This window comes from Pseudomonas sp. BW7P1, assembly GCF_024981055.1.
Lineage (GTDB): Bacteria > Pseudomonadota > Gammaproteobacteria > Pseudomonadales > Pseudomonadaceae > Aquipseudomonas > Aquipseudomonas bananamidigenes.
This window is the reverse complement of the sequence record NZ_CP103374.1, coordinates 4367631-4380806: the sequence shown is the minus strand read 5'-3', so window position 1 is coordinate 4380806 and position 13176 is coordinate 4367631. Positions and strand designations below refer to the sequence as shown.

The 13176-nt window shown below is 59.6% G+C and carries 14 protein-coding genes; 5 read left to right on the top strand and 9 right to left on the bottom strand.

Translation table 11 applies throughout. The features are described from left to right. The first annotated feature begins 23 nt into the window (after nt 1-23). Nucleotides 24-563, top strand: coding sequence for a molybdenum cofactor biosynthesis protein B (gene moaB / locus NWV16_RS19640; protein ID WP_065257066.1), 540 nt, complete (start codon nt 24-26; stop codon nt 561-563). Beyond that, nucleotides 547-1773 (top strand): gephyrin-like molybdotransferase Glp, encoded by a 1227-nt coding sequence (glp, locus tag NWV16_RS19635; protein ID WP_260520412.1) that lies wholly within the window; start codon nt 547-549, stop codon nt 1771-1773. The genes moaB and glp overlap by 17 nt, the downstream gene beginning before the upstream one ends. Before the next feature lie 42 nt (nt 1774-1815). Here the strand turns inward: glp and NWV16_RS19630 are convergent, their stop codons facing one another. Further along, entirely contained in the window at nt 1816-2124 is a 309-nt protein-coding gene (locus tag NWV16_RS19630; protein WP_260523555.1) for a hypothetical protein, read from the bottom strand. 315 nt (nt 2125-2439) lie between these two features. Here NWV16_RS19630 and yegS point away from each other — a divergent pair, with 315 nt between their 5' ends. Next, a complete protein-coding gene (gene yegS, locus NWV16_RS19625; protein ID WP_260520411.1) occupies nt 2440-3357 on the top strand; it encodes a lipid kinase YegS in 918 nt (305 codons plus the stop codon). Here yegS and NWV16_RS19620 read toward each other — a convergent pair. The 3 genes from NWV16_RS19620 to NWV16_RS19610 all read right to left on the bottom strand — a co-directional run bounded on the left by NWV16_RS19620 (nt 3341) and on the right by NWV16_RS19610 (nt 5856). After that, nucleotides 3341-4000: a response regulator transcription factor gene (locus NWV16_RS19620; protein ID WP_065257063.1), complete on the bottom strand. Its 660-nt coding sequence runs from the start codon at nt 3998-4000 to the stop codon at nt 3341-3343. The genes yegS and NWV16_RS19620 overlap by 17 nt on opposite strands. Further along, nucleotides 3997-4890 carry a sensor histidine kinase gene (locus NWV16_RS19615; protein WP_260523554.1) on the bottom strand — a complete coding sequence of 298 codons (894 nt, stop codon included), beginning with the start codon at nt 4888-4890 and terminating at the stop codon, nt 3997-3999. The genes NWV16_RS19620 and NWV16_RS19615 overlap by 4 nt, the downstream gene beginning before the upstream one ends. A 495-nt stretch (nt 4891-5385) precedes the next feature. After that, the gene (locus NWV16_RS19610; RefSeq protein ID WP_260520410.1) at nt 5386-5856 is read right to left on the bottom strand and encodes a hypothetical protein; all 471 of its coding nucleotides are present in this window, start codon (nt 5854-5856) and stop codon (nt 5386-5388) included. Nucleotides 5857-6311: 455 nt separating this feature from the next. Here NWV16_RS19610 and NWV16_RS19605 point away from each other — a divergent pair, with 455 nt between their 5' ends. Then, entirely contained in the window at nt 6312-7247 is a 936-nt protein-coding gene (locus NWV16_RS19605) for a chemotaxis protein CheV (protein ID WP_260520409.1), read from the top strand. Between the two features lie 91 nt (nt 7248-7338). Next, nucleotides 7339-8145: an MOSC domain-containing protein gene (locus NWV16_RS19600; RefSeq protein WP_260520408.1), complete on the top strand. Its 807-nt coding sequence runs from the start codon at nt 7339-7341 to the stop codon at nt 8143-8145. A 70-nt stretch (nt 8146-8215) separates the two neighbouring features. Here the strand turns inward: NWV16_RS19600 and NWV16_RS19595 are convergent, their stop codons facing one another. From NWV16_RS19595 to atuD, 5 genes are all read right to left on the bottom strand, one after another. Further along, entirely contained in the window at nt 8216-8500 is a 285-nt protein-coding gene (locus tag NWV16_RS19595; protein WP_007940055.1) for a pyrimidine/purine nucleoside phosphorylase, read from the bottom strand. Nucleotides 8501-8582: 82 nt separating this feature from the next. Further along, nucleotides 8583-9125 (bottom strand): exonuclease domain-containing protein, encoded by a 543-nt coding sequence (locus NWV16_RS19590; protein WP_260520407.1) that lies wholly within the window; start codon nt 9123-9125, stop codon nt 8583-8585. 69 nt (nt 9126-9194) lie between these two features. Further along, complete coding sequence (locus NWV16_RS19585; protein ID WP_260520406.1) at nt 9195-11156, bottom strand: acetyl/propionyl/methylcrotonyl-CoA carboxylase subunit alpha; 1962 nt, start codon at nt 11154-11156, stop codon at nt 9195-9197. Between the two features lie 68 nt (nt 11157-11224). After that, complete coding sequence (locus NWV16_RS19580) at nt 11225-12022, bottom strand: enoyl-CoA hydratase/isomerase family protein (protein WP_260520405.1); 798 nt, start codon at nt 12020-12022, stop codon at nt 11225-11227. After that, nucleotides 12019-13176: a citronellyl-CoA dehydrogenase gene (gene atuD, locus NWV16_RS19575; RefSeq protein WP_260520404.1), complete on the bottom strand. Its 1158-nt coding sequence runs from the start codon at nt 13174-13176 to the stop codon at nt 12019-12021. The genes NWV16_RS19580 and atuD overlap by 4 nt, the downstream gene beginning before the upstream one ends.

The window sequence follows — 13176 nt, the reverse complement described above, 5'->3', positions numbered from 1 at the left end:
TTCCCCTACAACTGGACGAGCCGATGAAAGCCAAGGCTGATGTACCTTTCGTACCGCTCAATATTGCGGTACTGACAGTCAGTGATACCCGTACTCTGGAAACCGATACTTCCGGCCAGGTCTTCGTCGATCGTTTGACCGCCGCCGGTCATTACCTGGCAGAGCGGGTATTGCTCAAAGACGATCTGTACAAGATCCGTGCGCAAGTCGCCCACTGGATTGCCGAGGATGTCGTGCAGGTGGTGCTGATCACCGGGGGAACCGGCTTCACCGGTCGCGACAGTACGCCGGAAGCCGTTGCCTGTCTGCTTGACAAGCAGGTTGATGGTTTTGGTGAACTGTTCCGGCAGATCTCGGTGGCCGATATCGGCACCTCCACTGTGCAATCCCGTGCTCTGGCCGGTCTGGCCAACGGTACGCTGGTTTGCTGCCTGCCAGGTTCGACCAACGCAGTGCGCACCGGTTGGGACGGGATTTTGGCCGAGCAACTGGATTCACGGCACCGTCCGTGCAATTTCGTCCCTCATCTGAAACAGGCGGCACCCTGTGAAACCCGTGGGTAAGCCGGGCAAGACCGGCAGCCTGATGCCTGTCGAGGTTGCACTGGCGCGGCTGCTCGAAATGGCTGATGCCGCAAGGATTGCGGAGTGTGAATATTTGCCGCTGGCGCAGGTCGAGGGACGGGTACTGGGGCAGGATCTGATCTCGACACTGGATCTGCCGCCATGGCCCAACAGCGCGATGGATGGTTATGCCTTGAATCTGGCCGACTGGACCGGCGAGCCGATGCCGGTCAGTCAGAAGATCTTTGCCGGTCAGGCGCCTGAGCCGCTGCTGCCAGGCACCTGCGCGCGGATCTTCACAGGCGCACCGGTGCCACCGGGTGCGGATTGCGTCGAGATGCAGGAAAACGCCGTGATCGAGGCCGATGAGCGGGTACGGTTCATCGAAACAATGAGTGCCGGGCAGAACATACGCCCGCAAGGCCAGGAAACGACTGCGGGCGAATTGATCCTGCCTGCCGGAACCCGACTGGGTCCGATCGAGCTGGGTCTGGCCGCTTCCCTGGGGTGTGCCGGACTTGATGTAGTGCGCAAGGTGCGTGTGGCGGTACTGTCCACTGGCGATGAACTGGTTGAACCGGGTACGGCGCTGGGACCGGGACAGATCTACAACAGCAACCGGGTGGTGCTGTGCAGTTGGCTGCGGCGCATGGGGTGTGAGGTGCTCGACGGCGGCATCCTGCCGGACGATCTGGCCACAACTCGCGCGCGCCTTGGAGCATTCAAAGAGGCTGACCTGATTCTGTCCACCGGTGGTGTGTCGGTCGGAGAGGCGGATTTCCTTGGCGTCGCGCTGAGGGAAGAGGGTGAGCTGACGCTTTGGAAACTGGCAATAAAGCCCGGCAAACCTTTGACTGTCGGTCATTTTCGCAACGTTCCGGTCATCGGCCTGCCTGGTAATCCGGCATCCACTCTTGTGACTTTCGCCTTGCTGACCAAGCCGTATCTGCTTCGTCGCCAGGGTGTGCAGGATGTCGAGCCGTTGAAGTTTCCGGTTCCGGCAGGATTCGTCTGGCCCCATGCCGGCAATCGGCGCGAGTTTCTGCGGGGACGCCTGGAGCAGGGACAAGCGATGATTTACCGTAATCAGAGTTCCGGTGTCCTGCGTAGCGCTGCGTGGGCCGATGGATTGGTAGAGGTCCAGGAAGGGCGCACGCTGGAGCAGGGGGAGAGCGTGCCCTTCATTCCGCTGAGCGACCTGCTCGGCTGAACCCTGAACTGCAGGCCCGGTGAGGGCCTGCAGTTCAGACTGTCAACGGCTGATCAGTGCAACCACCTGGTCGAAACGGCTGTTGGCTATCCAGCCAAGCAGTGTAATCACCACTGCTGTAGCGCCAGCAGCGTAGGCAAGACGGTATTTGATGGCTTTGACGTCCCCTCTGACTTCATCCATGTCACGACGGATGTATTTGAGGTGAGTTTCGAGCTCGGTGAAACGGGGTTCCATGATGGTTTCTCCGTTGCTGTTGGCGTCGCTTTTGATTTCAGTTTCAGGGCTGGTTCGAGCATCGGAGAAAGGGGCAACCGGACTCACTGACATTATTGCTTCATGACTGCGCATTGAACCGCCCGCCTGCCGCCCTTGTTTTTCTCCGGCAAAAAATGCCGTTCGAATGATCGAAATTCCCGGTGAAGTACTCACGCATTACCTGCACATCCCTGTGTGTTCGGGTGAAAGATTAATGTTGCCGAGACACGGTGTACCAATGACAAGGACAGGTCAATTGAGCCGATTCCTTTCATTTCGTACGAAAAAATACCGGCCTGCAGGAAGAGCAGGCCCGATCCCGGCAATTGCTTGAAACTGCGACGGCTCTTTTCTGTACCTTGAGGGTCAAGATGTCCCGAACAGATTCATTTCCGGGAGTGACCAACAATGGAAAAGCACAAGGCATGGCTGATTTTGCATGGCAAGCAAGCACTCAACGAGTCGGTTCGTGCGGCCGTTGAATACAAGCGCAGCCAGGGTTGGGATATCGCGGTGCGTCTTACCTGGGAGGACGGTGACGCCCGGCGTCTGGTGAAGGAAGCCCTGTCTGCAGGATTCAGTCATATCATTGCCGGGGGCGGCGATGGTACGTTGCGGGACATCGCCGAAGCCTTGGCGTCTGATCCCGGCAAGGCCAGTCTGGTGTTGCTGCCGTTGGGCACTGCCAACGATTTTTCCCGCGCTGCAGGCATTCCTCTGGAGCCGGCCGAGGCGCTCGAGCTGCTCGATACGCCTGCGTATGACATTGATCTGGGGGAGGTGGGCGGACAGATATTCCTGAACATGGCCACCGGTGGATTCGGCAGTCAAGTCACCGCCAATACCTCGGAGGACTTGAAAAAGGTCCTCGGAGGGGCTGCCTATCTGTTCACCGGTCTGTCCCGGTTCAGTGAGTTGCATGCCGCGTATGGCGAATTGCAGGGCCCGGGTTTCCATTGGAGTGGAGAGCTGCTGGCACTGGGCATCGGCAATGGTCGCCAGGCGGGCGGAGGACACGTGCTGTGTCCGGAGGCACAGGTTGATGATGGCCTGCTGGATATCAGTATCCTGCCGGCTCCTCAGGAGTTGGTTGGCACCCTGAAAACCCTGCTAAGCGATGGTTTCGGCCTCGATAACATGTTCGTGCGCACGCGATTGCCTTGGGTTGAAATCAAGGTGGCCGAAGGACTGTGCATCAATCTTGACGGAGAGCCACTGGAAGGGGAGAGCCTGCGATTCTCGGCGCGCCCGGCGGCATTGCGCGTGCATCTGCCACAGGATTCGCCTCTGCTGGGCAACCCCCGACCTGTCAGTCGTCAAGACTGATGATCTGTTCCCGCACGGCAAACAGCACCAGTCCCGCCACGTCGTAGATCTGCAGACGTTTCATGATCTGCGAGCGGTGGGTTTCCACGGTCTTGATACTCAGACCCAGGCCGTTGGCGATCTCGCGTGTGGACTTGCCACGCACGATCAGGCGCAGTATTTCCAGTTGGCGCGCCGTCAGATTGTGAGAGTCGGCGACTTCCGGTTGCTGTTTCTGGTTGCGGGTCAATGCCTGATTGATCACCGTGTGGGCGATGGCAGGGCTCAAGTAACGTTCGTTATTGCGCAGGGCTTCCAGGGCGTGTTCCAGCTCGGTGGCGGTCGTGTCCTTGAGCAGGTAACCATGGGCCCCGGACTCCAGCGCCTGCATGATCAGCGCCGGGTCCGTGTGCATCGACAGAATCAGAACCTTGCTGTGCGGACGAATCCGTTTGAGCCGTTGCAAGGCTTCCAGGCCGCCGGTTTCCTTCATGGAAATATCCAGCAAGACGATATCGGGGTTCATCTGCTCGACCATTTCGAGCAGTTGCGAGCCGTCATTGGCCTCGCCGATTACCGCATAGCCCGGAATATCCAGCACCAGAGCGCGCACGCCGGCCCTGATCAGCGAGTGGTCATCCACCAGAAGTAAGTTACAAGTCAACGCATAACCTTATTCGTACTGGCCCGCTCGAGTGCCCGGGGCGCCCACGGGAATAGTGCTTCGATTTGAGTGCCGTTGCCCGGCTCGCTCCTCACGCTCAGGGTGCCCCCCAATTGCTCGATCCTTTCGGCCATTCCGGCCATGCCACGTTGTCCTTCAAGGCCGGGATTGGCAGCCGGGGCGAAGCCCAAGCCGTCATCGCTGATCAGCAAGGTCAACCCTTGCGGAAGACGCTGCAGGCGGATCAGCAGATTTTTGGCCTGCGCATGACGCAGGATATTGGTCACGGCTTCCTGAGTGATTCGAAAGGCCGCGACCGCCATTTCTTCGGGGATGCCGTTCAGACGTTGCTGGCAGTCGAGACTCCAGTGAACCGGCGTATTGGCCAGCGTCTTGAGCAAGTGCGCGCGCAGGCTGGCTTCGAGGCCGAGGCTGGTCAACTGCCGAGGATTGAGAATGGCCGAAACGTCACGGACTTTATTGAGTGTTTCCTCAAGGGTGTCGCAGAGAGCCGAGCACTGTTCCTGCAAGTCTTCCGGCAGGCGTCGTTTGAGCCATTCGCTTTGCAACTTGGCGGCGGTCAGTAGTTGCCCGATATCGTCATGCAGTTCACGGCTCAGACGATGACGTTCGTTCTCCTGGACTTCAAGCAATCGGTCGGCCAGCTCCTGAGGCTTGAGCTTGATCGATTTGCGCGACAGGCGATGTTGTATCCAGACACAGCCGGCAGCTGCAATATTGATCAACAGCAGACCCAGCGAGACCGGGGCCGACAGACCATAAGTCAAAAGGCTGCCCGTTGCCGCTCCAATGCACAGCAAGAGAGTGAAACGGCGCGCGTTTTCTCGGGAGGGAGGCCATGTGGTGATTGACTTGAGGCTGGCGTACATAGCGGATGGAGCCAATGGATGTTCGCTGCGGGCAGACCGGTCAGTGTGATTGTCGGTCTCTGTCTGAAAATAATGTGGTTCAGGCTGCTGTTTTCAACAAGGTTCAGTGATCGATAAATGACTGCCAACTTTTGCTGCAGGTCGCTCATTGAAGTCACGGTGCCATTAACTGAAAGCAACTAACGGGCGGCATAATACCACTTAACATACCGTTGGTCGCGTTCGCCTATATGTCCGAAGAGTCAGGATATACGCCACGTTGGACGCGAGTTCCATAATGGAAAAGTTGATTTACCGGATTTGATAATTATCGCGGCGGCCCGAAGATTCATTTTTCACAAACGCACAGGTAAACCCTGACATCCGTGGCAGTCAGGTTGCATTCATGGAACGTTATTAATTGTTCACAGGTGTCGCTGGCAGGCATGAGTTAATCAATTGCGACATTCGATGGTTCAAACTAACGGTGTTGCACCGGGCCTGGAATGCTCCCGCTCAGGCCTGTCGCTCCGAGTAGGATACGAGGGATAGGGTTTTACTTTGGAGCGGTGGCTGAAACTGGCTCTGTCCGACCTGAAAGGCGAATGCTTCGATGAGGGAAGTCTGTTCGCTTTCGTCCAGACTCAGCTGCCCGGTACTCGGGTCGACCAGCTCAAGCTGCCAGGCCATCAAGGTGAAACAGTCCTTCAGGGCCTCCAGCGCCTGAGCATGCAGGTCGACGCCGTCCTGAGTCCGGCTGAGCAACCCGTGCAGATGACGGGAAAACTCCGAGACCGCGCCCAGTGCCAGGGCGTCAGCCCTGTTCGCCAGTTTGAGCAGAGTGCCGAGCATGCAATCGATGGCGTCCCGGTCATTGCTGATCAACTGCAAGTGGCTCAGGCATTCTTCGGACTTGGCCAGGAGCGTTTCAGCCTCGACGAGAAATTCGGGGAATCGCTGTGCCCACTCTTTGCGGTCGTTCGGCATGCTTATCTCCACAACGTCATGTCTGATGAGCGAATGTCGTGTGTGTCGACGATCATGAACCGTCGTGAGATCGCGCCCTGCTGTGCCGAGGCGTGTGCCGGGGGTTTCGAGAGGGTGGGGTTCCACTGACCTGCGATCACACACAAAAGCCTGACTCCGTTCATGCAATGAGAATGGCGTCACATTAATGGCTATTGGATATTGCGAACATCAGGTTGGGCCTGATTGTTACTAGGGGAATCCCTTAGGCACGGGAACCTACGGTGCAAATCGAGGTCGCGCCGCAGAGAATGTAGCAGATGAAATCACGGGGTCAGTAAAGCATGATGTTAATGTGACATCAATGCTTTCTCATGGCATTTTGTAGGTGATTTGCAACGGGCATCAAGATCGGCCGTCATCAGCCGATAAACCCCTTTAATGAATTCACCAGTACAAGCCCCAGGAGTCATTTGATGGCCGGCATTCTCGATACGGTAGACCAACGCACGCAACTGGTGGGTGAGAATCGCCTGGAAATTCTCATGTTTCGACTCGCCGGGCGCCAGTTGTTCGCGATCAACGTGTTCAAGGTCCAGGAAGTCCTGCAACTGCCCAAGCTGACCTTGATGCCCCAGCGTCATCCGTTTGTCTGCGGTGTGGTCAACCTGCGCGGCCAGACTCTGCCGGTGATCGACCTGTCTCAGGCGATCGGCATGCGCCCGCTGGTGCCGGGCCCCGACAGCACGATCATCGTCACCGAGTACAACCGCTCGGTGCAGGCGTTCCTTGTCGGTGGCGTGGATCGTATCGTCAACATGAACTGGGAAGCCATCCTGCCGCCTCCGAGCAGCGCCGGCCGCCAACATTACCTGACGGCCATCAGCAAGGTCGACAATCAACTGGTGGAAATCATCGACGTCGAGAAAGTGCTCGCCGAAATCGTTCCCTACAACGCCAAAGTGTCCCGCGACAAGCTCGAAGACCCGGTTCTGGAGCAGGCCCGCGGTCGTGAGGTGCTGCTGGTGGACGATTCCAATGTGGCGTTGTCGCAGTTGCGCGACACCCTCGGCCAGTTGGGTGTGAAAATGCACATTGCCAGTGACGGTCTGAAAGCCTTGAACATGCTCAAGGCATGGGCCGATACCGGGGTGAGCATGACCGACAAACTGTTGATGGTCTTCACCGATGCGGAAATGCCGGAAATGGACGGTTATCGCCTGACCACCGAAATCCGTAATGATCCGCGTCTGCGTGGTCTGTACGTCGTGCTGCATACTTCGTTGTCCGGCAGCTTCAACGATTCGATGGTCAAGAAGGTCGGCTGCGATAATTTCCTTTCCAAATTCCAGCCGGACAAACTGGTCGATGTAGTGCGCCAGCGTCTGATGCTTGATGGAGTGCCTGCCTGACGCTCCGGTCGCGGGCTGACCGTGCGGCAGCCTTTGATTCGATGAGAAAGCTCGTATAGGGTGGCATTTTTCCGCCACCAGGGAGCTGGCCATGCTGCGTCTGAGCGCGCTTTATCGTTACCCGTTGAAATCCGCCAGAGCCGAGGTTCTGCAAGGGATCGGCCTGGACAGACTGGGGCTTGAAGGCGACCGCCGCTGGATGCTGGTGGACGAGGCCAGCGGGCGATTCCTGACCCAGCGCGCCGAAGCGAAGATGAGCCAGTTGTCGGCGCTGTGGAATGCCGCTGGTGGCCTGACTCTCAATGCGCCGGGGCATTCGGCGATCGATATCGCCTTGCCTGGCAGCGACGCTGAACTGCGCGGCGTGACCATCTGGCGCGATACCCTGCGGGTGCCCGATGCCGGTGATGAGGCTGCGGCGTGGGTCAGTCGATTCATCGGCAAGCCGACTCGTCTGGTACAGGTTCCGCTGGATCGCGCCCGGACGACTCAGGCCGGGTATGGCAAAGATGACGATCAGGTCGCGTTTGCCGATGGCTTCCCGCTGCTGCTGATTGGCGAGGCGTCGTTGCAGCATCTTTCGCAGGAAGTCGGACGTCCGCTGGAAATGCTGCGGTTCCGTCCGAATCTGGTAATCGAGGGCAGCGAAGCGTACGCCGAGGATGGCTGGAAGCGCATCCGCATCGGTGATGTCGAGTTCCGCGTGGTCAAGTCGTGCTCTCGCTGCATTCTCACCACCATCGATCCGCAGACCGGCGAGCGCAGCGCCGACCGCGAGCCACTGGCGACCCTGCAGAAGACCCGCGCCCAGGCCGACGGCGCGATGTTCGGGCAGAACCTGGTCAATGACAGCAATGGTCGCCTCGAAATCGGCATGCCGGTGGAAATCCTCGAATAACCGCCCCGAAACGAAAAATGCCCGTGTCACTGGACACGGGCATTTTTCATTGCCGCAGGAAACCGGGGTGTCAGCCGCGGTATTCGCACAGGTAAGCGGTGTCGACGGCCACTTTCAGCTGGAACTTGCTGTTGGCCGGCACGTTGAACTGGCTGCCGGCAGCGAAGGTTTCCCAGTCGCTGCTGTCCGGCAGTTTGACGGTCAGCGCACCGGATACCACATGCATGATTTCACGCTGGCTGGTGCCGAATTCGTATTCGCCCGGGGCCATGACGCCGATGGTCGCAGGGCCTTCAGCAGTGCCAAAGGCGATCGACTTGACGGTGCCGTCGAAGTACTCGTTGACTTTAAACATGGGCGATTCCTCTCGAAAAGGGCGTAAAAGGGTTAAAAAGGGCCGGCCAGTATGCACAAGGCTCATGGCGCCGTCACCTGCGCTAGAGCGGCAGCACCAGCGGCAATAATCGGGCGGTATTGCGTGCATCTTCCAGCGCACGATGTTGTTGGCCGCTGAACTGCATGCCTGCCAGTTGCAGGGCGCCATTGAGCCCCAAAGGCCGTTCGAGGCGCCTGGCCTTGGCAAAGCGCTGTTTGAGGTTCATGTGCGGAGTACGGCTCAACGCGCTGTCGAGTTGCAGGCGCTGCCATTCCTGAAGCAATTGTTTGCGGTCGTAGTCACCCCAGCTGGCCCAGCCTTCAAGGCGTGCAAGGTGCTGGCCGAGCCAGCGCTCGAACGTCGGCCACATTTCGCTCAGCGTCTGGGCGGCGTCGATATTGGCCTGGGTGATGTGGGTGAGTTCGCGACAGAACGGCGTCAACAGAGGCCGACGCGTCGGCTTGACGAAGCGCTGAAAGTGATCCTGCTCGCGACCGGCACGATCCACCAGAGTGGCGCCGATCTCGATGATCTCCATTTCCGTTACCGGCCAGCCACCTTCGTCGGTGGTGGCTTCCAGATCAATGACCAGCCAATGGGGCATCGCAGGGTTCCTGATTTCCGCGTCCTGATAGTCAGAGCGTAGTCAAACCTTACGGATACGTTCGGCGACTCACTCGACCTGCAACAGAACCTGACGATTTTTTACCTGATCGCCGACCTTGACCTGCACCCGCTTGAGCACGCCGTCGATGCCGGCCTTGAGCGGATGCTCCATTTTCATCGCCTCCAGCACCACCAGCAGCTGGCCCTTGCTGACCGGGCTGCCTTCGGTGACAAGCACGTCGATGATTGCGCCATCCATCGGGGCTTTCAAGGTGCCGGAGCTGACGCTGGTCTGACTGTCGATCACGGCATGAGTTCGATCCACCAGGTGCAGGCTGCCGGGACGGGTGAACAGCCAGAGCCGGTCGTCGCGCAGACGATAGCTGTGGCGCTGACGAAGGCCTTCGATTTCCAGCGATATCGAGTGTTCGCCGTGTTCGATGAGCTTCAGTTCGAAGTCACGTTCAGCGACCTGAACCCGAACGATGCCATGTGCGGCAGGCAGCAGTTGCACGTTCCACGTCTGATCGTCGAGGCCCAAAAGATAGTGCAGCGGTGCGCCGGCGTTGTTGCGCCAACCGGCCAGAGGTGTGCGATGCGAACCGGCGGCCGCTTGATAGAACAGCAATGCCGCGATTGCCAGTTCTTCGGTGTTCGGAGTGTGGGGATGCAGACATGGATGGTCGGTGAAATATTGCGGTATGAACCCGGTGCCGAATTCGCCGCTGATGAACTGCGGATGCTGCAACAGACTGCAGAGCAACCGCTGATTGCTCTGCACCCCCAGCAACACGCTGTCCTGCACCGCGCACAACAGCTTGCGCCGGGCTTCCTCGCGAGTGGCGCCATGGGCGATCAGTTTCCCGAGCATCGGGTCGTAGAACGGCGTGATCGACTGATCTTCGAGCAAGCCATGATCAATCCGCGCACCGCGATCCAGCGCTGGTTCCCAGCCTTCGATCCGACCGGTCTGCGGCAGAAACTCCTGCGCCGGATCTTCGGCATAGAGGCGCACTTCCATCGCGTGGCCGTCGAGTTTCACCTGCGCCTGGGTCAGCGGCAGTGGCTGACCTTCGGCAACCAGAAGCTGCCACGCCACCAGATCCAGTCCGGTAATCAATTCGGTCACCGGGTGCTCCACTTGCAGCCGGGTATTCATCTCCAGAAAGTAGAACCGGCCGCGGGCATCGAGCAGAAACTCCACCGTGCCGGCGCCCACGTAGTTCACTGCGCGCCCGGCCTTGAGCGCCGCTTCGCCCATCGCTTGCCGTAGCGCCTCGGTCATTACCGGGCACGGCGCTTCTTCAATGACTTTCTGATGGCGTCGCTGGATCGAACAATCCCGTTCACCGAGGTAGATCAGGTTGCCGTGTCGGTCGCCGAACAACTGCACTTCGACGTGACGCGGTTCGATCAACGCCTGTTCCAGGATCAGTTCGTCACTGCCGAATCCATTCATTGCTTCGGAACGGGCGGTGCGCAGTTGCGCTGCCAGTTCTTCTGCGTGATGCACCAGACGCATGCCGCGTCCACCACCGCCGGCGCTGGCCTTGATCATCAACGGATAACCGATGCGTTCGGCTTCGCGGATCAGGGTGGTGTCATCCTGATCTGCGCCTTGATAGCCGTCGATGCATGGGACGCCAGCGGCGAGCATGGCGATTTTCGATTGACGCTTGCTGCCCATCAGCTCGATGGCGTCGACGTCGGGACCGATGAAGGTCAGGCCGGCGTGTTGACAGGCCCGGGCGAATTCGGCGTTTTCCGAGAGGAAGCCATACCCGGGATGGATCGCGTCGGCACCGCTGCGGCGGGCCGCGGCGAGGATGGCCGGGATGTTCAGGTAGGACTGCTGCACCGGCGCCGGGCCGATGTACACCGCTTGATCCGCCATTCGCACATGCAGTGCATCGGCGTCGGCGTCGCTGAACACCGCAACCGTGCGATAGCCGAGGGCCTGGGCGGTGCGCTGGATGCGGCAGGCGATTTCACCGCGGTTGGCAATCAGGATTTTATGGATGGCGGGCATGGTGATTTTCCTGAGTTTTTGGCGGTGGATTGAAGGGCCTCTTCGCGGGCAAGCCCGCTCCCACAGGGTCAGGTGCTCCATCCGGGTTTGCGCTTTTGCACAAACGCCATCGTGCCTTCAATCCCCTCGGCGCCGGTTACCGCTTCGCTGAACCGTTGCGCCGCTTCATCCAGCAGTCCGCTCGACGGCTGGCCAGCACTGGCCAGCAGCAGTTTTTTGGTGGCGGCGTTCGCTTCGGGGGCGCAGCACAGAACATGTTGCAGCACGTCTTCCAGCCGTTCGGCCAGCGCCTGTGGATCTTCTTCGACAAAGTGCACAAGCCCCAGGCGCCGTGCCTGATGGCCGTCGAATCGCGCAGCGGTCAGCGCCAGACGGCGGGCTTCGGTGAGGCCGATGCGCTGCACCACAAAGGGTGCGATCTGCGCCGGCAAAAGGCCAAGGCTGGTTTCCGGCAGGCCGAATTGCGCCTGATGATCGGCCATTGCGATATCGCTGACGCATGCCAGCCCGAAACCGCCCCCGAGCACCGCGCCCTGCAGAACGGTGATCAACACCTGCGGGGCGTACTGCGCTTCTTCCAGTAATGAACCGAAGGCGCGGTTCAGCTCCCGATAGGCATCGCTGCCTTGGACACGGGCATTGGCCATGTCCTTGATGTCGCCCCCGGCACAGAAATGCCCGCCGGCGCCACTGAGCACCAGGGCGCGCACGCTGCGGTCATCGCGCACGGCGGTCAGCACCGCACGCAACTCGGCGACCATTTGCAGGCTCATGGCGTTGCGGCTTTCCGGGCGATTGAGGGTGATGTGCAGCACGCCGTTATGAGATTCGAGCAATAGCGTCCGGCAATCGGGCAGGGTCGTCATTTCTTTTTCCCCGGCAGGATGCCCATCAGTTTGCAGATGATGCCCAGCATGATTTCGTCGGCACCGCCGCCAATCGATACGAGGCGTACGTCGCGATAGGCGCGGGCCACCGGGTTGTCCCACATGAACCCCATGCCGCCCCAGTATTGCAGGCAACTGTCGCTGACTTCGCGGCCCAGGCGCCCGGCCTTGAGTTTGGCCATCGAGGCCAGCCGGGTGACGTCGTGGCCTTTGACGTATTGCTCGGTGGCCTGATAGACCAGCGCCCGCAGGCATTCGATTTCGGTCTGCAATTCGGCGAGGCGGAAGTGGATTACCTGATTGTCGATCAGCGCACTGCCGAAGGTCTTGCGCTCCTTGCAGTACTCGATAGTGCTGTCGACGCAGTATTCCAGACCCTTGATCATGTTCGCCGCGCCGAACAGACGCTCCTCCTGGAACTGCAGCATTTGCATCATGAACCCGGCGCCTTCGTGGCCGATGCGATTGCGCTGGGGGACGCGCACGTTGTCGAAAAATACCTGGGCGGTTTCCGAGCTGCGCATGCCGAGCTTGTCCAGGTGCGAACTGAGGCTGATGCCCGGCGTGTTCATCGGCACCATGATCAGTGACTTGTTGACGTGCGGCTTGTCATCCGACGTGTTGGCCAGCAGGCAGATGAAGTCGGCGCTCGGTGAGTTGGTGATCCACATCTTGCTGCCGTTGATCACATAGTCGTCGCCATCCTTGCGGGCGGTGGTCTTGAGCCCGGCGACGTCGGAACCGGCGCCGACTTCCGACACGCCAATACAGCCGACCTGCTCGCCGGTGATGGCCGGTCGCAGAAATTCCTCGCGCAGTTCATCGGAGCCGAAGCGGGCGAGGGCGGGCGTGCACATGTCGGTCTGCACGCCGATCGACATCGGAATGCCGCCGCAATGGATGGTGCCGAATTCTTCGGCGGCGACGATCGAATAGCTGTAATCCAGTCCCATGCCGCCGAATTTTTCCGGTTTGGAAATCCCCAGCAGACCGAGGTCGCCGGCCTTGCGGAAAATTTCGTGGATCGGAAAGCGACCGGCCTTTTCCCATTCATCGACGTGGGGGTTGATCTCGTGCTCGATGAACTGGCGGACAGTGCGACGCAGGGCTTCGTGTTCCGGGGTGAAGATCAT

Coding starts and splice junctions, on each gene's coding strand:
- moaB (WP_065257066.1), top strand. CDS start 24: ATGAAAGCCAAGGCTGATGTACCTTTCGTACCGCTCAATATTGCGGTA.
- NWV16_RS19630 (WP_260523555.1), bottom strand. CDS start 2,124: ATGCGCAGTCATGAAGCAATAATGTCAGTGAGTCCGGTTGCCCCTTTC.
- yegS (WP_260520411.1), top strand. CDS start 2,440: ATGGAAAAGCACAAGGCATGGCTGATTTTGCATGGCAAGCAAGCACTC.
- NWV16_RS19615 (WP_260523554.1), bottom strand. CDS start 4,890: ATGTACGCCAGCCTCAAGTCAATCACCACATGGCCTCCCTCCCGAGAA.
- NWV16_RS19610 (WP_260520410.1), bottom strand. CDS start 5,856: ATGCCGAACGACCGCAAAGAGTGGGCACAGCGATTCCCCGAATTTCTC.
- NWV16_RS19605 (WP_260520409.1), top strand. CDS start 6,312: ATGGCCGGCATTCTCGATACGGTAGACCAACGCACGCAACTGGTGGGT.
- NWV16_RS19600 (WP_260520408.1), top strand. CDS start 7,339: ATGCTGCGTCTGAGCGCGCTTTATCGTTACCCGTTGAAATCCGCCAGA.
- NWV16_RS19595 (WP_007940055.1), bottom strand. CDS start 8,500: ATGTTTAAAGTCAACGAGTACTTCGACGGCACCGTCAAGTCGATCGCC.
- NWV16_RS19590 (WP_260520407.1), bottom strand. CDS start 9,125: ATGCCCCATTGGCTGGTCATTGATCTGGAAGCCACCACCGACGAAGGT.
- NWV16_RS19585 (WP_260520406.1), bottom strand. CDS start 11,156: ATGCCCGCCATCCATAAAATCCTGATTGCCAACCGCGGTGAAATCGCC.
- NWV16_RS19580 (WP_260520405.1), bottom strand. CDS start 12,022: ATGACGACCCTGCCCGATTGCCGGACGCTATTGCTCGAATCTCATAAC.
- atuD (WP_260520404.1), bottom strand. CDS start 13,176: ATGATCTTCACCCCGGAACACGAAGCCCTGCGTCGCACTGTCCGCCAG.